Annotated in this window: 19 protein-coding genes and 2 riboswitches; of the genes, 5 read left to right on the top strand and 14 right to left on the bottom strand. The window is 36.0% G+C overall.

The window, feature by feature from the left end; all coding sequences use genetic code 11:
- Positions 1-16 precede the first annotated feature (16 nt).
- On the bottom strand, positions 17-3415 hold the full coding sequence (gene metH / locus M1D66_RS06160) for a methionine synthase (RefSeq protein ID WP_065222857.1): 3399 nt from the start codon (positions 3413-3415) through the stop codon (positions 17-19).
- Positions 3415-5247, bottom strand: coding sequence for a bifunctional homocysteine S-methyltransferase/methylenetetrahydrofolate reductase (locus tag M1D66_RS06155; RefSeq protein ID WP_044306403.1), 1833 nt, complete (start codon positions 5245-5247; stop codon positions 3415-3417). Before M1D66_RS06155 ends, metH begins: the two co-directional genes overlap by 1 nt.
- A gap of 70 nt (positions 5248-5317) precedes the next feature.
- Positions 5318-5427, bottom strand: a riboswitch (SAM riboswitch).
- Positions 5428-5630: 203 nt separating this feature from the next.
- Positions 5631-5741: riboswitch (SAM riboswitch) on the top strand.
- 94 nt (positions 5742-5835) lie between these two features.
- On the opposite strand from M1D66_RS06155, the gene metI reads away from it, so the two are divergent.
- From metI to M1D66_RS06135, 4 genes are all read left to right on the top strand, one after another.
- Entirely contained in the window at positions 5836-6948 is a 1113-nt protein-coding gene (gene metI / locus M1D66_RS06150) for a cystathionine gamma-synthase/O-acetylhomoserine thiolyase (RefSeq protein WP_242555052.1), read from the top strand.
- Positions 6945-8108 carry a cystathionine beta-lyase gene (gene metC, locus M1D66_RS06145; protein ID WP_000122299.1) on the top strand — a complete coding sequence of 388 codons (1164 nt, stop codon included), beginning with the start codon at positions 6945-6947 and terminating at the stop codon, positions 8106-8108. Before metI ends, metC begins: the two co-directional genes overlap by 4 nt.
- A gap of 167 nt (positions 8109-8275) precedes the next feature.
- The gene (locus M1D66_RS06140; protein ID WP_000379157.1) at positions 8276-8788 is read left to right on the top strand and encodes a cysteine hydrolase family protein; all 513 of its coding nucleotides are present in this window, start codon (positions 8276-8278) and stop codon (positions 8786-8788) included.
- Between the two features lie 433 nt (positions 8789-9221).
- On the top strand, positions 9222-9512 hold the full coding sequence (locus M1D66_RS06135) for an ArsR/SmtB family transcription factor (protein ID WP_000894377.1): 291 nt from the start codon (positions 9222-9224) through the stop codon (positions 9510-9512).
- A 143-nt stretch (positions 9513-9655) separates the two neighbouring features.
- Here M1D66_RS06135 and M1D66_RS06130 read toward each other — a convergent pair whose 3' ends face one another.
- Positions 9656-10768 carry a class I SAM-dependent methyltransferase gene (locus tag M1D66_RS06130; protein WP_000525152.1) on the bottom strand — a complete coding sequence of 371 codons (1113 nt, stop codon included), beginning with the start codon at positions 10766-10768 and terminating at the stop codon, positions 9656-9658.
- Positions 10769-10777: 9 nt separating this feature from the next.
- Positions 10778-11407, bottom strand: a complete 630-nt coding sequence (locus M1D66_RS06125) for an MBL fold metallo-hydrolase (RefSeq protein WP_044306406.1) — start codon at positions 11405-11407, stop codon at positions 10778-10780.
- A gap of 170 nt (positions 11408-11577) precedes the next feature.
- On the opposite strand from M1D66_RS06125, the gene M1D66_RS06120 reads away from it, so the two are divergent.
- Entirely contained in the window at positions 11578-11751 is a 174-nt protein-coding gene (locus M1D66_RS06120) for a DUF2759 domain-containing protein (RefSeq protein WP_000524852.1), read from the top strand.
- An 80-nt stretch (positions 11752-11831) separates the two neighbouring features.
- Here M1D66_RS06120 and glcK read toward each other — a convergent pair whose 3' ends face one another.
- From glcK to M1D66_RS06070, 10 genes are all read right to left on the bottom strand, one after another.
- The gene (gene glcK / locus M1D66_RS06115; protein ID WP_000391701.1) at positions 11832-12815 is read right to left on the bottom strand and encodes a glucokinase; all 984 of its coding nucleotides are present in this window, start codon (positions 12813-12815) and stop codon (positions 11832-11834) included.
- A 19-nt stretch (positions 12816-12834) separates the two neighbouring features.
- Entirely contained in the window at positions 12835-13035 is a 201-nt protein-coding gene (locus tag M1D66_RS06110; RefSeq protein WP_000253699.1) for a YqgQ family protein, read from the bottom strand.
- A 103-nt stretch (positions 13036-13138) separates the two neighbouring features.
- On the bottom strand, positions 13139-13717 hold the full coding sequence (locus tag M1D66_RS06105; RefSeq protein ID WP_070180503.1) for a 5-formyltetrahydrofolate cyclo-ligase: 579 nt from the start codon (positions 13715-13717) through the stop codon (positions 13139-13141).
- A 104-nt stretch (positions 13718-13821) separates the two neighbouring features.
- Complete coding sequence (rpmG, locus tag M1D66_RS06100; RefSeq protein WP_001265616.1) at positions 13822-13971, bottom strand: 50S ribosomal protein L33; 150 nt, start codon at positions 13969-13971, stop codon at positions 13822-13824.
- A 69-nt stretch (positions 13972-14040) separates the two neighbouring features.
- Positions 14041-16395, bottom strand: coding sequence for a sugar phosphate nucleotidyltransferase (locus tag M1D66_RS06095; protein ID WP_242555051.1), 2355 nt, complete (start codon positions 16393-16395; stop codon positions 14041-14043).
- Between the two features lie 340 nt (positions 16396-16735).
- Positions 16736-17392 carry a phosphate signaling complex protein PhoU gene (gene phoU / locus M1D66_RS06090; protein WP_000251240.1) on the bottom strand — a complete coding sequence of 219 codons (657 nt, stop codon included), beginning with the start codon at positions 17390-17392 and terminating at the stop codon, positions 16736-16738.
- Positions 17393-17683: 291 nt separating this feature from the next.
- Positions 17684-18499 (bottom strand): phosphate ABC transporter ATP-binding protein, encoded by an 816-nt coding sequence (gene pstB, locus M1D66_RS06085; protein ID WP_000226686.1) that lies wholly within the window; start codon positions 18497-18499, stop codon positions 17684-17686.
- A 28-nt stretch (positions 18500-18527) separates the two neighbouring features.
- Positions 18528-19394 (bottom strand): phosphate ABC transporter permease PstA, encoded by an 867-nt coding sequence (pstA, locus tag M1D66_RS06080; protein ID WP_001242557.1) that lies wholly within the window; start codon positions 19392-19394, stop codon positions 18528-18530.
- A gap of 1 nt (position 19395) precedes the next feature.
- On the bottom strand, positions 19396-20346 hold the full coding sequence (gene pstC, locus M1D66_RS06075) for a phosphate ABC transporter permease subunit PstC (protein WP_000940917.1): 951 nt from the start codon (positions 20344-20346) through the stop codon (positions 19396-19398).
- Positions 20347-20373: 27 nt separating this feature from the next.
- Entirely contained in the window at positions 20374-21291 is a 918-nt protein-coding gene (locus tag M1D66_RS06070) for a PstS family phosphate ABC transporter substrate-binding protein (protein WP_000871830.1), read from the bottom strand.
- Positions 21292-21330 lie beyond the last annotated feature (39 nt).

The following is a 21330-nucleotide window of genomic DNA, read 5'->3' as shown; positions in this document are numbered from 1 at the left end:
GTCTCCCCCTTCTAGACTATAATACACTAAAATATCTTGCCTCAGGGTGAGAAAATACCATAGCCGTTACGGACGCTTCTGGCTCCATCATGAATCCTTCTGTTAATGAAATACCTATTTCCTCTGGATGAATTAAGCGAAATAGCTTTTCTTGATCTGCAAGTTCTGGACACGCCGGATAACCAAATGACACTCGTATTCCTCTATATTTCGTACGGAAACGTTCTTCCATCGTCAGTTCAGGTGAGTCCGGAATGCCCCAGCGGTCACGAATGAGCATATGTGTTTTTTCAGCAAGTCCTTCCGCTAATTCAAGCGCTAACGATTGAATGGCATGACTACGTAGGTAATCACCTTTCGCCTTCCACTCTTCAGCAATATCCCGAACTCCTTCCCCAACCGTAACAGATAAGAAAGCAACATAGTCCATCTCATCTCCTATTGGGCGCAAATAATCACCTAAAGTACGATAGGGAGCCTTTCCTTGTCTAGGGAATGTGAAACGCTCTATAACACGCGTATGATCTTCTGGATCATATATTACAATGTTTTGTCCGTCGCTTTGCGCTGGGAAAAATTGATACACTGCTTTCGGCTTTAACCAAGATTGTCCTTCCTGCAATAATTCATCTATTAAATCATTTAATTCATGTGCTCTCTTATCTCCCTCTTTCAAAAGCTTCTTCACATTTCCTTTTAATCCAAGGTGATGCCCAAGTAGCATTTGTCTATTCAGAAATGGTGCGAGATGAAGGGCGGGAACATCTCGTAATACAATTCGTTTTGTTGAATCAGGCACCATAACCTCTGATTTTGGTAATGGCTCAATTACTGCTGGAATTTCTACTTTCTTCTCCTCTTTTTTTACGATATGAAGATGACGTTCTTTTTTATCCTGCTTCATCTTCTCACGCTCTTCTTCTTTTTGAAGCTTATTAATAATATCGAGCCCCGTCATCGCATCACTCGCATAACAAACGAGTCCTTTATATGATGGTGAAATCCGATTATCTGTAAACTTTCTCGTTAACGCTGCACCACCTACAACAATGGGCACATCAATATTTGCCGCTTTTAAATCTTCAGCAGTCGTTACCATTTGTTGCGCTGATTTTACTAATAAACCTGAAAGGCCTATAATGTCCGGCTTCTTTTCTTGTACTTCTTGAACAATTCGATCCGAACGTACATTAATTCCTAAATTAATAATCTCATATCCGTTATTCGCTAAAATAATTTCAACGAGATTTTTCCCAATATCATGCACGTCACCTTTTACAGTTGCTAACAATACTTTCCCTTTTTTCGCACTATCACTAGATTCCATATGTGGCTCTAAATAGCTTACAGCGGCTTTCATACTTTCGGCACTTTGCAATACTTCAGCAACAATAAGTTCATTATTATTAAATAGTCGTCCTACCTCGTCCATCCCTGTCATAAGCGGACCGTTAATAATATCAAGAGGTTTTCTTCCTTCTTCAAGTGCAAGACTTAAATCCTCGTGTAATCCTTGTTTCGTACCTTCTACAATATAATTTGCTAGTCTTTCATCAAGCGTTAACGTTTCTTGCACAACGACATCTTTCTTTTTAGCAACTCGGTAAAAGTTTGTAAATTCTTCTAACGTCTCTTTCGTCGTTTCAAACAGTAATGCATCTGCAAGGCGTTTTTCTTCCTCTGGAATCGACGCATAGCGTTCTAATTTTTCCGTATTCACAATCGCGTAATCTAATCCTGCTTTCGTAGCATGGTATAAAAAAACTGAATTTAATACTTCACGTCCAGCCGGTGGTAAACCAAATGATATGTTACTTACACCTAAAATCGTTAAACACTCTGGTAACGCTTCTTTAATAAGGCGAATTCCTTCTATAGTCGCTGCCGCTGAGCCAATATATTCTTCATCACCTGTCCCTACTGGAAACACAAGTGCATCAAAAATAATATCTGACGGGCGTATCCCATACTTCTTTGTAAGTAATTCATAGCTTCTTTTCGCAATTTCTATCTTTCGTTCCGCACTAACCGCCATACCGTCTTCATCAATTGTTCCTACAACTATAGCGGCACCATACTTCTGAAGAAGCGGTGTCACTTTTTTAAATCGTTCTTCTCCATCTTCTAAATTAATTGAATTAATAACAGCTTTTCCTTGAATATAAGTAAGAGCTCGCTCCATCACATTTTCATCTGTTGAATCAATCATAATCGGTACTTTTAATACTTTCGTAACTTCTGCTAAGAAGTTTTCCATATCTTCTATTTCATCGCGATCAGGATCTGCCATACAAATGTCAATAATATGAGCATTTTTCTTCACTTGCGCTCTTGCCACTTCAGCAGCCTCTTCAAATTTCCCTTCTGCTACTAAGCGTTTAAATTTACGTGACCCAATAACATTCGTTCTTTCACCTACAAATAACGGTCTCATAGACTCATCATATTGCAGTGCTTCTAATCCACTAATTCCATGTCCTTCTCTCTCATGATGGTCACGAGGCTTAAGAGATGCTAGCGCGGATTTCATTGCTTTTATATGTTCTGGTGTCGTGCCACAACAACCACCAATAATATTAACCCATCCTTCTTCAGCAAATCGCTTCACCTTTTCAGCAAGAGAAGATGGAGATTCATGGTAATGTCCATCTTCATCAGGAAGACCTGCATTTGGATAACAAGAAATGTAACACTCCGATAAATCAGATAGTGACCGAATATGGTCCCTCATAAACTCCGGACCAGTCGCACAGTTTAACCCAACAGATAATGGTTTCATATGTTCTACTGATAAATAAAAAGCTTCAATTGTTTGCCCAGCCAGAGTCGTTCCCATTGGCTCAATCGTTCCTGAAATCATAATAGGAACCGTTTTTTTCAGTTCTTCAAAAGCGGCTTGAATTCCAATATAAGCTGCTTTCACGTTACGCATATCTTGACTCGTCTCAACGAGTAATACATCAACTGCTCCTTTTAATAATCCTCGTGCCTGCCTTGTATAAGCCTCAATCAATTCTTCAAAAGTCACACCACCTGTAACACTAATTGCTTTCGTTGTTGGTCCCATCGCTCCCGCAACATATACTTCCTTCCCGCTTTCTTTAACAGCTTGCTTCGCCAAAAGTGCTGCCTTTTCATTTAGTTCTTCATCTAAATGAGACAGATCATAATCACTTAGTACAATATTCGTTGCCCCAAATGTATTTGTTTCAATAATATCCGCTCCAGCTTCAATGTAAGCTTTATGAATCTTTAAAATAACGTCTGGTCTTGTTTCCACTAAATATTCATTACAGCCCTCGTACTCTTCTCCTCCGAAATCTTCAGCAGTTAAATCCTCTTGCTGAATCATTGTCCCCATTGCACCATCTAATATTAAAATGCTATTTTTTAATTTTTCTTCTATACACTTCATCAATTAATACCTTCTTTCACTTCTTGCTTTTCTCTTACATATTTAACAAGATGTTCTGTAATTTCATACTTTAAAAATGGTGTAATAAGATAAATACCATTAAAATATTTCATCGCTGCGTCGACCAATTCTTGTGAAATGCGGATCCCTTCCTCAATTGCTGCCTCTTTCGTTTCATGTCCATCCATTCTCTCTCTTATTTCTTCAGGAAGAGTAATACCCGGCACCTCAAAATGAAGAAAATCTGCATTCCGCTTACTTACTAACGGCATAATTCCAATAAAAATAGGTTGTTCCAAATGCTTTGTCGCTTCATACACTTCTTCAATTAACTTGATATCGTAAATTGGCTGAGTTAAAAAATACTCCGCTCCAGCATCTATTTTTCGTTCCATTCGCTTAACCGCTGCTTTTAAGTGCCTCACGTGAGGATTAAATGCGCCGCCTACAGAAAACCTTGTCGCCGGTCCAATTGATTTCCCTAAAATTGAACGTCCATCGTTCATTTCTTTAATCATTTTAATAAGCTCAATAGAGGATAAATCATATACAGAAGTGGCACCGGGAAAATCACCAACGCGCGCTGGATCACCAGTTAAAGCTAACACTTCTTCCATCCCTAACGCCGATAAACCTAACAAATGAGATTGTAGTCCAATGACGTTATGATCTCTACACGTTAAATGCGTCAATACTGGGATATCATGCTTCGTTAATAACGCACCCATCGCCATATTAGAAACACGAGGCGATGCTAATGAATTATCTGCTAGAGTAATAGCATCTGCTCCCGCTCTTTTTAACGCTCTTGCTCCTTCAAAAAAACGCTGTGTATCTAACGTTTTCGGTGGATCTAATTCCACTACAACTGTCGTTTGTTTTTTCGCTTTCTCTGCTAGAGTGACGTGAGCCTTCGAACGTTTCTCATGCGTATGAACGACTTTCGGCCTTTGAATCGTGTCTTTTTCTATTACAGGGGTAATATTCGCAACAGCGCGCTTCATACTTTGAATATGTTCTGGAGTCGTACCACAACAACCACCCAATAACCGAATACCTTGCTCAATAAATCTCGGTGTCATCGCTTCAAAATAAGCTGGGCTTCCCTCATATACGTAACGTCCCTCCACATAATTCGGGAGGCCTGCATTTGGGTATGCTGATAAATAGCCATTTTGAGGAATCGATATCATTTTGAAAGCTTCCGTCATATGAAGCGGCCCTAGTTGACAATTCAATCCAACAACATTTGCACCGTAATCTATAAGTTGCTTTAATATTTCATTGACATCATTTCCATTTTGAGTCGTACCTGCTTCATGTAACGCTAATTGCGCAACAATTGGAATATTCGTTTGCTTACGCAATACTTTAACGGCATGAAGTAATTCAAATTCATCGTAAAAAGTTTCTAATAGTAATCCATCAACCTGTTCTTCTAGTAAAGCCCCTGCCTGTTCAAGTAACATAAACTCTCTTTCCATATCAGTCGTTGTAACAGCTCCGATATGTTTCATACCACCAATTGTTCCTAAAATTGCATTTTTATCTGTCACAGATGCTTTCGCCAGTTTTACTGCCGCTCTATTAATTTCTATAACTTGATTTTCTAAACCATACATACGTAATTTCGCTTCATTTGCTCCATACGTATTCGTTTGAATTACATCTGCTCCAGCAGCTACATATTGTTTATGAATCGATATAATTAAGTCTGGATCAGATACATTCAATTCTTCAAAGCTACTTTGCAAACCATGTGAATGCAATAACGTCCCAACCGCACCATCACCTATTACAATTCCGTTTGATAATAAATCTAGTAATTTCACGAATCTCCCTCATTTCTATCAATATAAAAACCCCCTCTTCACTTTGAAGAGGGGGACATAATCGTTCCTCCTCTTATTATGCAAAACATTCGTTTTGCAGGTATTAGCACCGTTTCAAACATTTCGTTTGAAGGTTGCCGGGTTTCACAGGGCCTTTCCCTCCACCGCTCTCAATAAGAGTTGTCTTTATTATTTTATTTATGTAGCTAAAAGGAAATGCGTTCCCCTTTTAACAATGTTTGTTAATTTTTTAATAAATTTAGCATGCACAAAAGTAAAAGTCAATGACACTTGCGGAAAAATAAAAATTATTTAAAATAAAGTTGCAATTCAGTTATATTTTATTGTAAAGTTAAAAACATAATAAAAATTTCATACGAACATTCTTATCTAGAGAGGTAGAGGGACTGGCCCTGTGACGCCTCAGCAACCATTAACATTTTGTTAATAAGGTGCTAATTCCAGCAAATTGTGAAAGATTTGACAGATGAGAAGAAGACTCTATTCAAACCGAAAGCCTTCTTCTTAGAAGGCTTTTTTTATTTTATATTCACTTAATGTTTCAATTTAAAAAGGAGGAATTTTCACATGTCAACAATCGAAACAAAACTAGCACAAATCGGAAATCGCAGTGAAACTACAACTGGAACGGTTAATCCACCAGTTTATTTCTCAACCGCTTATCGTCACGAAGGAATTGGTAAATCTACTGGCTTTGACTATTCACGAACTGGCAATCCAACTCGCGGTCTTTTAGAACAGGCGATTGCAGACTTAGAATGTGGCGAACAAGGTTATGCCTGTAGTTCAGGGATGGCGGCTGTTCTCCTCGTCCTTTCTCTATTCCGCTCTGGAGACGAACTTATTGTATCTGAAGATTTATACGGGGGAACGTATCGATTATTTTCTGAGCATGAAAAAAAGTGGAATGTTCGATGTAGATACGTAAATACACAGTCTATTAAACAAATTGAGCAAGCTATCACAACTGAAACGAAGGCTATTTTCATAGAAACTCCAACTAATCCATTAATGCAAGTTACTGATATTGCTGCTGTCGCAACTGTAGCGAAAAGGAACGGACTACTTCTTATTGTAGACAACACTTTCTACACACCTTATATACAGCAACCATTAACAGAAGGTGCTGACATTGTACTTCATAGCGCAACGAAATATTTAGGGGGACATAACGATGTACTAAGCGGGCTTGTCGTTGCAAAAGGAAAGGAACTTTGCGAGGAAATCGCTCATTATCATAATGCATCAGGTGCAGTTTTAAGCCCATTTGACTCATGGTTATTAATTCGCGGTATGAAAACGTTAGCGCTTCGCATGAGGCAACATGAAGAAAATGCGAAAGCAGTTGTTGCGTATTTAAATGATGAGGACGGGGTGACAGATGTATTTTATCCAGGAAGAGGTGGCATGATCTCATTCCGCCTTAAAGATGAAGCTTGGATTAATCCATTCTTACAATCTTTATCCTTAATTACATTTGCCGAAAGTCTTGGTGGTGTAGAAAGTTTAATGACTTATCCAGCAACGCAAACACATGCTGATATTCCTGAAGAAATTAGAACAGCAAACGGCGTATGCAATCGTCTTCTTCGATTCTCAGTTGGCATTGAAAATAGTAACGATTTAATTCAAGACTTAAAGCAAGCAATTAAACTCGTAAAAGAAGGTGTAAGAATATGAGCTATTCTATAGATACACTCTTACTACACAACCAATATAAACACGACTCGCAAACAGGCGCTGTGAACGTTCCTATTTATAATACATCAACTTTTCACCAGTTTGATGTAGATACGTTCGGAAAATATGACTATAGCAGGTCAGGAAATCCAACTCGTGAAGCTCTTGAAGATATCATTGCTTTATTAGAAGGCGGAACAAAAGGATTCGCCTTTGCATCAGGCATTGCAGCGATTTCCACTGCATTCCTCCTTCTTTCACAAGGTGATCACGTACTCATTTCAGAAGATGTGTACGGAGGCACTTACCGAGTGATAACTGAGGTACTCTCCCGTTACGGTGTTTCACATACATTTGTTGATATGACCAATTTAGAAGAAATAAAACAAAACATTAAACCAAATACAAAGCTCTTTTATGTAGAAACACCTTCTAACCCACTTTTAAAAGTGACAGATATTCGCGAGGTTTCTAAACTCGCAAAATCTATTGGCGCTCTTACTTTTGTTGATAATACATTTTTGACACCACTATTCCAAAAACCACTTGAACTTGGAGCTGATGTCGTTCTTCATAGTGCTACAAAATTTATTGCTGGTCATAGTGATGTTACTGCCGGATTAGCAGTAGTAAAAGATTCAGAACTCGCTCAAAAGCTTGGATTTTTACAAAATGCATTCGGTGCTATTTTAGGACCTCAAGATTGTTCTCTCGTACTTCGCGGTCTAAAAACATTGCATGTACGCCTCGAACATTCAGCTAAAAATGCCAATAAAATCGCACATTATTTACAAGAGCACTCTAAAGTAAAAAATGTCTATTATCCGGGATTACAAACTCATCTCGGATTTGATATTCAACAATCTCAAGCAACATCAGCTGGAGCGGTCTTATCGTTTACTTTGCAGTCAGAAGATGCACTCCGCAAATTTTTATCAAAAGTAAAATTACCTGTTTTTGCAGTTAGTTTAGGAGCTGTAGAGTCAATTCTTTCTTATCCAGCAAAAATGTCACATGCAGCACTGTCGCAAGAAGCTCGTGATAAAAGAGGAATCTCTAATTCATTACTTCGGTTATCAGTCGGTCTTGAAAATGTTAACGATTTAATATCCGATTTTGAAAATGCCCTTTCTTATGTAGAAGAACCTGTAAATGCATAGAGAAAAAGAAGATATGAGATTAGGTTTTCATATCTTCTTTTTATGCGGTTTAGTTATATTCATTTGAATTTCTTCTTTTCTTATAGTCCATAAAAAATAAAAGTATATCATCTATTTCTAAATAATGGATTAATTGATATATTAAGAAATAAAAAGGGGTGAAAATAATGGATACTTGTGCAGATATTTTAATCGTTATCGATTTACAAAATGGCGTATGTTATAGCGAGGAGCATTTATTTGATTTACAGAACTTACTAACAAAAGTAAATAAAAGAATTTCTTCATATAGAAAATTAAATAAACCAATCCTTTTTGTTCAACATTGTGATGATGATTTAGTACCCGAGAAAGAACTTTGGGCTATTCATACCGATCTAGATGTTCAAGAACAAGATTTTTTTGTAAGAAAAACACATGCAAATTCATTTTATAAAACAAACTTAAAAGAAATTTTAGATCAATTATCTGTAAATCGCATTGAATTTTGTGGCGCCCAAACAGAGTACTGTATGGATGCAACGATTAAGTTTGCCCACGGACTAGGATACGAAAACTTTATGGGACAGAAAACAACCTCTACGTTGAATAATCCTTTTATGTCCGCAAAAGAGACAATTGATTTTTATGAGAACATATGGAATCACAGATTTTTAACGTTGCTAAAAGATGAATTTTAGAATAAATGACTAATGACTTGATCATCCTAAGATTTATCAGCCTTAATCAAATATTTCATTATCACCATAAAGAAGCGAATGACATTCAGCTTCTTTTCTTTTAACCTGTTTTATATTCTATATATATCATTATAATTCCTTTGTCATATTATTTTAAAAATTTCGTATATTCATTTGAAAGAATAAGAAAATCATGATAAAATTGTGTTACAAATATATCTATATCTTTCAATTTTTAAAACGCATCGAAATTTTCACCCAAAAATGTCATTTTACAAAAACATGCTAATTTACCTATTTTATTTACATCCGGGTCTCTTTTCTTACAATTTCTTTACTTTAGGACTTTTTTTCTGCAACAACTATTTTCTTTTCTTTAAATTTTTGGTATGTATAGTATGGTATAATAGCTCACACGGAGGTGGAAAAGAACATGTTAGAAACCTTTCAAAAAGAATTAGAACTATATGAAAGTAATGCAGAATTATTAAAAGTGCTAGCTCATCCTGTTCGTTTATGTATCGTAAAAGGATTAATCGAGCGCGGTCCAAGCAACGTTTCTACAATGTATACTGGCTTAAACATGCCACAATCTACAATTTCACAGCATTTAGCAAAATTAAAAAGCGCTAAAATCGTTTCTAGTGAAAGAAAAGGATTGGAAATTTATTACAAAGTAGAGAATGAAACAATCATTCAACTCGTTCGTGTATTATTAGGTTAGGGACTAATAATCGCAGAAAAAGAACGTATTCTATATTTTTCATCTCATATCTTTAATATAAATATATATCATGAGAGGAAATATATAATACTACATAAGTCGTATTAAAAAACAAGACACAGTATATACTGTGTCTTGTTTTTTTATATTGTTACATACTGATCCAAATGTAAATGTTGCATATCTTTTGTATGTATAACAACATCAAACGAACTCCCTACTCCTCCATTTAAAATCATAGAACGAACTGCTCGATTTTGTTTTTGCGTTTCAGAAAAAGGATTCGTGTCTTGATGGCTCGTAAGCTGTTCTAATATCCCTGCAGCTAACAAGAACTCAGATTGTTTCTTATGCCATACTGCACTCATTCCTTGCATACTAAACATCTCCTTTAGCTCGTCCCAATGAACATGAGTAGTAAGATCCATTTCACCTGGATGCGCTAGTGGGTTACGCATTAGCTTATGCTGATAATATCCTCGCAAACTTCCTTCGCGGTGTGCTGGATGCATCCATTCTTCTTTTGTGTATCCGTAATCAACTGTAATACATATACCTTTTTGAAACCATTTCGAAATTTCTTTTATATACTCCTCCATAACAATTGGTACTTCAAAACGTTGCCCTTCAGCAATATGAATATTATATTTCAATAAATAGCGACCAATTCTTTTATTTAACGGCCTACATACTTCTGAAAGGTTTCCTTCCTCTGTATATGTAATACGTACTTCATACAATATACCATTTCTTTTCTCAATTACTTCAACAGGAAATGCATCAAACAACTCATTCGAAAAAAGAATTCCCTCGAAAGAATCTCCCATTTCACTATAGGAGGTATAGTACGATACATTAGAAAATGAGCCAAGTTGCTCCTGCTGTAATTTCCTATGAAAAGGGCTCACTTCAATCATTGAATAGTTTAAATTAATAAAGGTGTTTGGAGATAATTGCTTCCATTCTTGTAAAACATCATAGGCAAACTTCCCTGTTCCCCCACCAACCTCACAAATATTCGAAGCAACTTCACCATTTTCAACAAGACGAATAAAAAGTTTAGCAAAAGTTTTTGCAAAAACAGAGGATACATTGCTACTTGTAAAAAAATCCCCTTGTCTTCCAATCTTTTCACGTTCTTTCATATAATATCCATGACCCTCCGTATACAATACAAGGTTCATATACGTACTATATGAAATTGAATAATCCTTTTCTTTCCCCATCCATTCTCTTAAAATGAGCTCCATTCCCATAATGACTCCTTATTGTAAAAACGGATTATTTTCTTTTTCAAAGCCAATGCTTGTTTCTGGACCATGTCCACATAACACCGCTGTTTCATCTGGTAATACAAATAATTTCTCTTCAATACTTCCAATTAATTCAGCAAAACTTCCACCAGGCAAATCTGTTCTTCCAATGCTCATTTGGAACAATACATCTCCTGAGAATACAGCATTCGCTTCTTTACTATAATAAGAAATACTTCCTGGAGAATGTCCTGGTGTCTCAAAAATTTCAAAATTAAATGATCCAATTGTTAATGTACCTTCTGCATCAATAATATGATCCGCTGGTTTTGCTGTAATACTGCGGTTCATCATAAAAATTTGAGAGCCGTTTACAGTTGCATCTCCTAACCAATCTGCTTCTTCTTTATGTACGTACACAGGAATATGAAAAGCGTCTCTTACGGCATCAACAGCACCGATATGATCAAAGTGAGCATGTGTTAATAAAACAGCCAATGGTTTTAATTGTTCTTCTTGTAAATATGTAACGAGATTTTCACCTTCATGACCAGGGTCAAAGATAATGCACTCTTTTTGATCGTTCATTAAAATATAAGCATTTGTTTGTAATGGGCCTAACGGCATTTGTATCCATTTCATATGAAAATCTCCTCCAGTTGTTAAACTTACTTTTAATGATACAACATTTCTTTCTCTGAGGAAAAGAAAGGATGCTATCTCGACAATTATTTTTAAAACATGTACAATATAAAAGAGTAAATATTCCAAAAACTCATAATAAGAAATGGGTAGACAGAGGAGGATATTGTATGGGCCTTGTTATTATTTTTACACTTGTCACTCTGTTAGCTGTATTTGCTACGCTTAGAACACTTCGTGAAAAAAACTTTTTCGCGAGCGGCTTTGCAATTGCAACTGTACTCGTTTTCGGATGGTTTACGATCATGACTGTTCTATATAACGGGTATCCACCAGCAGCTTAATTCGTTTACACTTTATTCTTCATCGAGATTTTACACAAAAAGAGGAAGGGTTCCCCCTTCCTCTTTTCATATTTCACAACTTATATCATCTTCGCTTCGTATTTGTGCTTTTTTACAAGCCAAGCTCCTCCGATAACACCTGCATCATTACCAAGTGTTGCAATAGCTAACTTCGTGCTCTTTACAGCACGTGAGAAAGCGTATTGCTCGAAATAGCGTTGAATTGGTTCTAATAACGCATCTCCAGCTTTAGACACGCCTCCACCAATAACAATTTTCTCTGGGTTCAATGTACTAGAAAGGTTCGCTACAGCTAATCCTAAATAAGAAGCTACTTTTTCTACTACTTCACCTGCTAATTCATCACCTTGTCCAAGTGCTTCAAAGACATCTTTTGATGTAATACGTCCTTCTTCAGCTAACATAGAACGCAACATGCTCTCTTTATTAGTCTCTTGTATTTTTTGCATAGCAACACGTACAATACCTGTCGCAGATGCTACTGTTTCTAAGCAACCAGACTTCCCGCAATTACATGGGAAAGCATTTTCTGTAACGACTGTAATATGTCCAATCTCACCAGCAGCACCACTCACGCCGTGTACAATCTCACCATTGGCGATTACACCACCACCAACGCCCGTACCAAGTGTCATACAGATTAAATCTTTTGCACCTTCACCAGCACCTTTCCACATTTCACCAAGCGCTGCTAAGTTTGCATCATTATCAATAACAACAGGTAATCCTGTTTCTACTTCTAATAAATCTTTTAGCGGATAGTTTTTCCATCCTAAATTAACCGCTTCATAAATCATTCCAGACGCCACATGTACAGGACCAGGAGCTCCCATACCAATACCAATTAATTTGCTCTTCAATTCGCCTAATTCTTCTAGCTTTTTATCAATTGCTTTCGCAACATCAAGTGTAATATGTTTTCCTTGCTCACCTGTATTCGTAGGGATTTCCCACTTATGTAAAATTTCACCGTATACATTAATAAATGCTAATTTAATCGTTGTACCACCAAGGTCAACACCAACTAACCATTTCTCTTCCATGTTGCTTACCTACCTTTATCTAATTCTTATTTAGCTCTTTTTGAATTTCTTGCTTCAATAAAAATAAAGCTGTTTGATAGTCTTGTGGATCGATTAGCTGTGATTGATTTAATTCACGCAATTCATCTTGCATTAATTGTAAATCTGCAATTCGATCTCCCGTATAAATAATCGTACCAAATTTCTTTAGCAATTGCTGAATATCATAAATAGATACCATTTCATCACCCTCTATGCTCACTTACTATAAAAAATTATAATAAGAAAACGTTCACATATTTTATTATAATCAAGAAGAAAAAGTCTCGTCAATTTTTATTTGTCTATACAAGCTTATTTATAAGCAGTGTTCCTTTTTCTGTAATAATTTTTTCTATGTTTTTATCAAATGGCTCTACTGGAATGTGTTTTACCATTTGAAAATCATACGCTAATGACAGCGTTTTCCCTTTATAATGCACGAGATAACGATCATAATAGCCACCGCCGTACCCAATTCGCTCTCCTCGTTCTGTATAAGCTACGCCCGGCACAATTTGAAGATCAATTTCATCCATATTCACTTCTTCCGTAAGCCCAGGAATCGGTTCACGTAAATTCATATACACCGTTTCTAATTGATCAAAATTATTAATTTGCCGGAAGGACATCGTTCTAGTTCCTTTATTACACTTAGGAACTACAACTTTCTTTCCTTCTTCCCAAGCTTTTTCGATAACAGGATATGTATTCACTTCATTTTCCATTGAAAGAGTAATTCCAATTGTTTTAGCTTCAACCCACTCTTTTTGCGCATACAACGAAAATGCAATCTGTTCTGATAAAGTTGTATACTGTTCTTCTGATAAAGAATTCATGTGTTCTATTATTTGTTTACGTAAACGTACTTTCTCTGCTTTCACACATTCTCCCCCTTACAGTGACACTTTACTCTATGCTGATAGTGTATCACTTTTAACATAGGAATCGAATAAAAAAAGAAACAGTAGGAAAATATTCCTACTGCTTACTTTGTTTCACGGTGTAACGTAGACTTCTTGTCACGCTTGCAATACTTTTTAAGCTCGATACGCTCAGCGTTGTTACGTTTATTTTTCTTTGAGATATAGTTACGATCTCCGCATTCTGTACATGCTAGAGTAATATTCACACGCATTCTTATTTCCCTCCAGTACTAATAACTTAAATCAGACTATACTATAATACCACTTTTAAAATAAAAATTCTACACCTTTTGATATTGTCTAATTTTTTCTATAAGATTTTTCATATTTTCCCTTGCTATTACTGGGTTTCTAGCATGTGAATACACCAAAAATTTTGGTTGTTTTGTGTCAGAAACGATATAAGACCACTCTTTTTCAGTATATTTGAACTGTACTCCTTCAAATATACCTTCTCCCTTCCTTTCTATATCATCTAATAATTTCCTCATAATTTCCCCTTTTTCATTCCATGAACATACCACTTCATCATAAAGTAAATAGAGCGGAGGTGATTGCTCTACTATGCTGAGAAACGTTTTTCCTTGCAATGCTATTAGCTCGAATAATTTTCCAATCCGATATAAAATATCTCGCTTCCACCTTACTTGAAACGACTTTCTTTCATCCTGCGTATAAAATAGAAGATAACATTCTCCTAACTTCAAAGACATTGGGTAAATATTTCCTGTCGATTCGAGTAAGAAATCTGGAATATCTACCTCTTCCAAATCTGTACCTTGGTAAATATTACTATGTTTATCGTATAACTCGAAATGATTTCCTTGCTCAGAAAACATAAGAGCCATATTCGCTTTACTTGATTTCATCAAAGCTTTCACATGATCTTTTTGTTCGCTTGCATAAATCCATGTAACTGTACAACCAAGTCTTTGCAGAAAGAGCATGAGTAAATGTTGCAACGTATCATTTCTCTTATTAATAAGAAGATGAAACTTCTGCATCTGTATTTTCTCGATATCAATATGCTCCAATATAACTTCTATATACTCATTCATAGAAACATGAACGAGCTTATTACGCCCCATTTCTTTCTCATGCACGTAATAAAACAATTCGGACATATATACTTGTTCTATCTCTTTTTGCTGCTTATACGTTAACGGCATGCCAGCTTGACCGTATAACTTTATAACAATCTCATTCTCATTCTCCATTTGAATGAAAACACCACCTGCACATTGCAACTGGTGAACACTATATTGAAAAAGTGACTCGTTCATTTCTTTACATTCCATCGTATGAATCCCTATACCATGAATAGCATGTAAAAATAAATTTTTATAAGAGGTTGTTTCTATATTTTCTTGACTTCCAATTAATATACTTTCTCCTTTTTTAAAAAGAGAACCATACGCCATCGCAATCTTCACGATAAACTGGGGAGTAATTTCAACATTCCCTCTTCCTACAATGCGGCTTTTTTGTAACCACCCTGCACTCATTTCACTCTCTTGAATACCAGCCGCTCCTACTATCGAATGACTATCAATCGCCTTATAAGGCCATAGTTTTCCTTTTTGCTTAATTACCGTACTTCTTCCGATATGACAGTGATCCGCTACAACACTTTTTTGAAACAGTGTAACATCATCTTCAACTATTGTACGCTCTCCTATTGTCGTTTCTAATAGTTCACAATACTTCCCAATGTGGGCATTTGCAAAAACAATACTTTTTTGAAGATGAGAATAATTTGAAACGATACTATTTTTCCCAATAATAGAATATGGCTCAATTACAGCTCCTGTACCAATCTTTGCTCCTTCTCCAATAAAAGAGGGGCCATGAATTTTCGTCCCTTTACCAATCGTCACCCCTTCTCCCATCCATACCATCGGTAATACTTCTGTATAAGGAATAGGTACTTGTAACTTTTTCGTTAACAAATCAAATTGTGCTTGTCGATATTGATTAAATGTGCCGATATCTAACCAATAACCTTCTGACAAATATGCGAATAACACATTTTTGTTTGCCAATAACGGAAACACATCATGACTGAAATCAAAAAATTGCCTAGGCGGTATGTAAGAAAAGATTTCTGGCTCCATAATATATATGCCTGTATTCACAACATTAGATACTACCTCATTCCAGCCCGGCTTTTCTATATATCGTGTAACCTCCTGGTCTTTATTCATTACAACCAATCCAAATGAGAGTGGATTTTCTACTTCTTTCACAAACATTGTTACCATTCTTTTCTTTTGTTCATGAAACCTAATTCCTTCTGATAATTGAAAGTCAGTTAATGCATCCCCGCTTATCACAACAAATGTTTCATCTAAAAATTGTTCTGCTTGTTTAATACTCCCTGCTGTACCAAGCGGAGGAGAGTCTTCAAAATAATACAAGTTAACTCCCCATTTACTACCGTCACCAAAATATTGCTTAATGGTCGTACTCATATATTGAACAGTAATTGCAATTTCACGAATACCATGCTGGCGTAATAACTCAATATTATATTCTAAAACTGGTTTTTCTAATAATGGTAACATCGGCTTTGGAGTATTACATGTTAATGGTCTAAGGCGCCTTCCTTTTCCTCCAGCTAAAATAACCCCCTTCATATACTTCAGCCTCCACTTATATAATGTTCAGTAACTCCATATACCATATGTATATTCCCTATCCCACATGAACTAGCAGCATAAACTTGATTAGTTAAACACATCCTCATTTAGAAGACTATATAATTAAATTTCTAACCTATAAAAACGTACATTTCAAACAACAAGAAAGCGCTTACTATAAATTGGTAAATAATACTTATTAACGACAAACATATATACTAATTTTTCCATTACATTATGATACATCTTATCATCATAAACTAAAGGAAACAACGAGCTTTTTTTGTCATGTTTTGACTAAAAAAAGCAGGTGATTTCTCATCACCTGCTTTTTTTCCTACTCATTCAATAAATAATGCTTTCCTTTTACTAAATAAAAGACATTTTCAGCAATATTTGTAATATGATCTGCTACACGCTCAATATATCTCGCGACAAATGATAATTGTGTAATTTGCGTAATTGCTTCTGGTTGTTCCGGAACTGAAGATATAAACTCACGAATTGCTTTTCCATATATTTCATCAACGGAATCATCCATTTCAGCAATTTGTTTCGCAAAAGTTAAATTTTCTTGTTCATATGCTTCTAACGCTAAATGCAACATCTCATTTGCAACCGCAAACATTTCATCTAGGTTGTGCAAACTAACAGCCACTTCTTTTTCCCCAAGACGAATTGTAGCCTTTGCAATATTAACAGCATGATCTGCAATGCGCTCTAAATCTGTCGCTGTTTTAATTGAAATAAAAATCCTTCTTAAGTCACTTGCTACAGGTTGCTGCTTCGTAATGAGCATAAGCGCAAGATCGTTTATTTCCTCTTCTAAATTATCCATGCGGTAATCACCATCAATGACCTCTAACGCTTTCTCTACATCCCTTGTATGCAAACCTTCCATAGCAATCAATAAAGCCGCATTTGCTAATTCTCCAAGCTCAATCACCTTTTGCTGTAACGCTTTTAAATCACCTTGAAACTGTTCTCTTACCATTTTTCTTCCCCCTCAATATTATGTGCCATTATATAAAAGTGAAACTTTAATCAACCCTCATCAATCGGGATTTGATAGGCAGCAAGATCCCCTCCCTAACTTCTTTGCTTTCGCTAAATTTTAAGGTGGGGGTCTTACTGCCCGCAAATAGCGGGGTAAATCTCCTACATAGCCTCTTACGCTTGTAATAAACCTTAAGATAAGGAGAAGTATTACTTCTTTATTAACAGTAAGATAAAATAAGAAATGCCCTCTGTTAAGAGGGCATTTGCTCTTAGCTTTGAAACGATATCAACCAAAGCGACCTGTAATATAATCTTCTGTACGCTTATCTGAAGGAGTCGTAAATAATTTGTTTGTATCTGTATACTCCACAACTTCCCCGCTTAAGAAGAAAGCTGTTTTGTCTGAAATACGCGCTGCTTGTTGCATATTATGCGTTACGATAACAATACTAAAATCTTTCTTTAGCTCTTGAATCAATTCTTCTACTTTTAATGTTGAAATTGGGTCTAATGCCGATGTTGGCTCATCCATTAAAATAACGTCTGGCTCAATAGCTAAGCAGCGTGCGATGCATAGACGCTGTTGCTGTCCACCAGATAAACCGTATGCATTATCGTGCAAACGATCTTTTAACTCATCCCAAATCGCTGCTCCACGTAAACTTTTTTCAACAATTTCATCTAATGTCTTTTTGTCACGAATACCATGGATTTTTGGACCGTATGTTACATTCTCATAAATAGATTTTGGAAATGGATTTGGCTTTTGGAACACCATTCCTACATGCGTTCTTAATTCTTCAACTGGATATGATTTATCAAATATATTGCGTTCTCTATACTCAATTACACCTGTAGTTCGAACGATCGGTACTAACTCTACCATGCGATTTAATGTTTTTAAGTAAGTTGATTTACCACAGCCACTTGGACCGATAATGGCTGTAACTTCATTCTCATGAATACTTAAATTAATATCTTTTAAAGCATGGTCTTCCCCGTACCATAAATTTAAGTTTTTCGTATCAAATACTACCTTCTTTGGCGCAGTCTCGATTTTCTCTTCGTTTTTCACCTGTACATTTACTACTGTTGCTACCATTTGAATTCCCCTTTCATCCACTTCCAACTTATTTTCGATTTCGTAACCATAAAACAAATATATTGATAAATAGCAACAAACCTAACAAAACAATCATCCCAGCTGCTGCTACATACTGAAATTCTTCTTGTGGCCTACTCATCCAATTAAAAATTTGAATTGGTAGAACTGTAAATCTATCAAACATACTAAATGGAACATAATTTGCAAACGCAAGTGCCCCAATAACTAATAGTGGTGCAGCCTCTCCAATTGCTCTTGATATCGCTAACGTACAGCCCGTTATAATCCCTGGGAAAGCATATGGCAATACAATTTGATACATCGTTTGCCACTTCGTAGCACCTAATCCGTAAGAACCCTCTAATAAAACACTTGGTACTGATCGAATTGCTTCTTGACTCGCCACAACAACTGTTGGTAAAACGAGTAGACTCATCGTCAATGCTGCTGCAACTATACTCTCTCCTAAATGAAGAGCATATACAAAAATAGTTAAACCAAGCAATCCAAATACAACGGATGGTACTCCTGCTAACGTTTGATTATTAATCTCTATTATTTTTTTAAATAGAGATTCCTTCGCATATTGCTCTAAATAAAGTGCTGTTCCAACTCCAAATATAAAAGAAACAGGTATAACAATACTCATAAATAATATTGTCCCTGACAAAGCTGCAGCAATACCAGCTTCTTTCGGATTACGTGAAGCGAAATTTGTAAAGAAATCTATTGAAAGATAACTTATACCTTTTTCAACAATTTGAAACAGTAACAAAAACAAAATTACGATTGAAAATAAAATTGCTATATAAAATAACAATTTGTAAATTCGATCTTTTAAAAAGCGTGATGCCATATTTTTTTGTATTTTTTTATGATTTAACATTCGCATATTATGTCATCCTCCTAAAACGGCGCATAATTGCCTGCGAAATGATGTTCATAATAAAGGTAAACAAAAATAACGTTGCGCCTACAGCATACATGCTGTAATACGTAATCGTTCCATGCGGAGCATCACCTAAACTTACTTGCACAATATAGGCTGTTAACGTTTGAATAGAATGTGTCGGATCAAGCGATACATTTGGTGTGGATCCTGCTGCAATTACAACAATCATTGTTTCACCAATCGCACGAGAAGCTGCTAATATAATTGCTGCCATAATCCCTGTAAAAGCGGACGGAAACACCACTTGTTTTACCATTTCAAACCGCGTCGCTCCGAGTGCTAATGAAGCTTCTTTCGTCCCTTTCGCCACAGCTCTCATCGCATCTTCAGATAGAGATGCAATTGTAGGCATCATCATAAATCCGATAACGATTCCTGGACTAATCGCATTAAAAAACTGTAAATCTGGTATAATCCTTTGTAAAAGCGGTGTAACAACTGTTAATGCAAAAAAACCATATACAATTGTCGGGATACCCGCTAATAGCTCTAACATCGGCTTTAATATTTTCCGTGCACTATTTGAAGCATATTCGCTTAAAAATACGGCACACGCTAAACCGATAGGAATTGCTACAAACATAGCAATTGCTGTTACAAGGAACGTTCCACATATAAGTGGTAATATACCGAATTTAGGGTCTTCAAAAAATGGTAACCATTCTTTCTCCGTCAAAAAGGAGTATAATGATATTTTTTGAAAAAACATGATTGTTTCATTAGAGAGCGTAAAAACAATGCCAAGTGTCGTCACAATAGAAACGCTAGCAATTATTTTTAGTAATAAAGGCACTATTCGATTGATTCGCTGCGTTTTTTTTCTTTGTTTTGTATTTCTTTCAATCAAATGTTGTACAGAAAATGTAATTTGACTTTTGTCATTATGAGCCAAAGATGAAAACCCCTTTCCACCCTGACATTACCTTTTTATTTCTGTTAACATACGCAGCTGTTCATTGTATTTTTCTTTTCTTAATTTTACATACCCGACCTCTTCAGCGAGGTTACCAACATGCTGAATCATAAACTCAACATAGTTTGCTACATTCATTTTATTTCGGATAGATGCATTATTCACATAAGTAAGTAGTGGCCTAGATAACGGCTTATACTTACCTGATTGAATGGTCTCTTTCGTCGGAAATACACCATTTACTTTTATTGCTTTCACCTTATCTCGATTAGCCATATAATAAGCATATCCTACAAAAGCAATGGCATGTTTATCATTCATTACCCCTTGCATAATAACTTGATCATCTTCAGACAAAGAGACTTTTTTTACAATGCGATGATTTTGTAAGATGACATTTTGAAAATAATCATACGTACCAGAGTCTACGCCTGGTGCATAAAACTTCACTTGTTCACGTGGCCATGTTGAATGAATTTGTGACCATCGCTTCTCTCTTCCATCTTCACTCCAAAGTAGTCGTAACTCGTCTACTGACATATCGTCTACCCATGTATTATGGCGATTCACAACAATCGTAAGACCGTCGTTAGCAACCTCAAAAGGTGTGAACTGAATAGAGTTTTTCTTCATTTCATTTTTCTCGACTTGTTTCATTACTCTCGAAGCATTATTTATATCTACTTCTCCTTTACTGAAACGATTAAATCCTCCCCCAGTTCCAGAAATACTGATGGAAATTTTCACGTCTGGATGCACCTTTGTATATTCCTCCGCTACTGCTTCTATAATAGGAAAAACCGTTGAGGATCCATCAACTCTCACTTCTCCCGTATCATTTAAAGCAAATGCAGTAGACATTTCAAAACAGAGGAACCATATTGATAATACGAAAACTTTAATCGGTGTACGCATCCATTTCACGTGTTCTTCCTCCTAGAAGTAACCGGAAATAACAGGATT

The sequence above is a fragment of the Bacillus sp. PK6-16 genome (assembly GCF_056530295.1).
This window is presented reverse-complemented; position numbering and strand designations above follow the sequence as displayed.

Bases quoted from the DNA above. Each gene is read 5' to 3' on its own strand.
- metC (WP_000122299.1), top strand. From the start codon at position 6,945: ATGAGCTATTCTATAGATACACTCTTACTACACAACCAATATAAACAC.
- M1D66_RS06140 (WP_000379157.1), top strand. From the start codon at position 8,276: ATGGATACTTGTGCAGATATTTTAATCGTTATCGATTTACAAAATGGC.
- pstB (WP_000226686.1), bottom strand. From the start codon at position 18,499: ATGGTAGCAACAGTAGTAAATGTACAGGTGAAAAACGAAGAGAAAATC.
- M1D66_RS06095 (WP_242555051.1), bottom strand. From the start codon at position 16,395: ATGAAGGGGGTTATTTTAGCTGGAGGAAAAGGAAGGCGCCTTAGACCA.
- M1D66_RS06110 (WP_000253699.1), bottom strand. From the start codon at position 13,035: ATGGTATCTATTTATGATATTCAGCAATTGCTAAAGAAATTTGGTACG.
- metH (WP_065222857.1), bottom strand. From the start codon at position 3,415: ATGAAGTGTATAGAAGAAAAATTAAAAAATAGCATTTTAATATTAGAT.
- metI (WP_242555052.1), top strand. From the start codon at position 5,836: ATGTCAACAATCGAAACAAAACTAGCACAAATCGGAAATCGCAGTGAA.
- M1D66_RS06130 (WP_000525152.1), bottom strand. From the start codon at position 10,768: ATGGGAATGGAGCTCATTTTAAGAGAATGGATGGGGAAAGAAAAGGAT.
- M1D66_RS06135 (WP_000894377.1), top strand. From the start codon at position 9,222: ATGTTAGAAACCTTTCAAAAAGAATTAGAACTATATGAAAGTAATGCA.
- M1D66_RS06120 (WP_000524852.1), top strand. From the start codon at position 11,578: ATGGGCCTTGTTATTATTTTTACACTTGTCACTCTGTTAGCTGTATTT.
- rpmG (WP_001265616.1), bottom strand. From the start codon at position 13,971: ATGCGTGTGAATATTACTCTAGCATGTACAGAATGCGGAGATCGTAAC.
- phoU (WP_000251240.1), bottom strand. From the start codon at position 17,392: ATGGTAAGAGAACAGTTTCAAGGTGATTTAAAAGCGTTACAGCAAAAG.
- glcK (WP_000391701.1), bottom strand. From the start codon at position 12,815: ATGGAAGAGAAATGGTTAGTTGGTGTTGACCTTGGTGGTACAACGATT.
- pstA (WP_001242557.1), bottom strand. From the start codon at position 19,394: ATGCGAATGTTAAATCATAAAAAAATACAAAAAAATATGGCATCACGC.
- M1D66_RS06125 (WP_044306406.1), bottom strand. From the start codon at position 11,407: ATGAAATGGATACAAATGCCGTTAGGCCCATTACAAACAAATGCTTAT.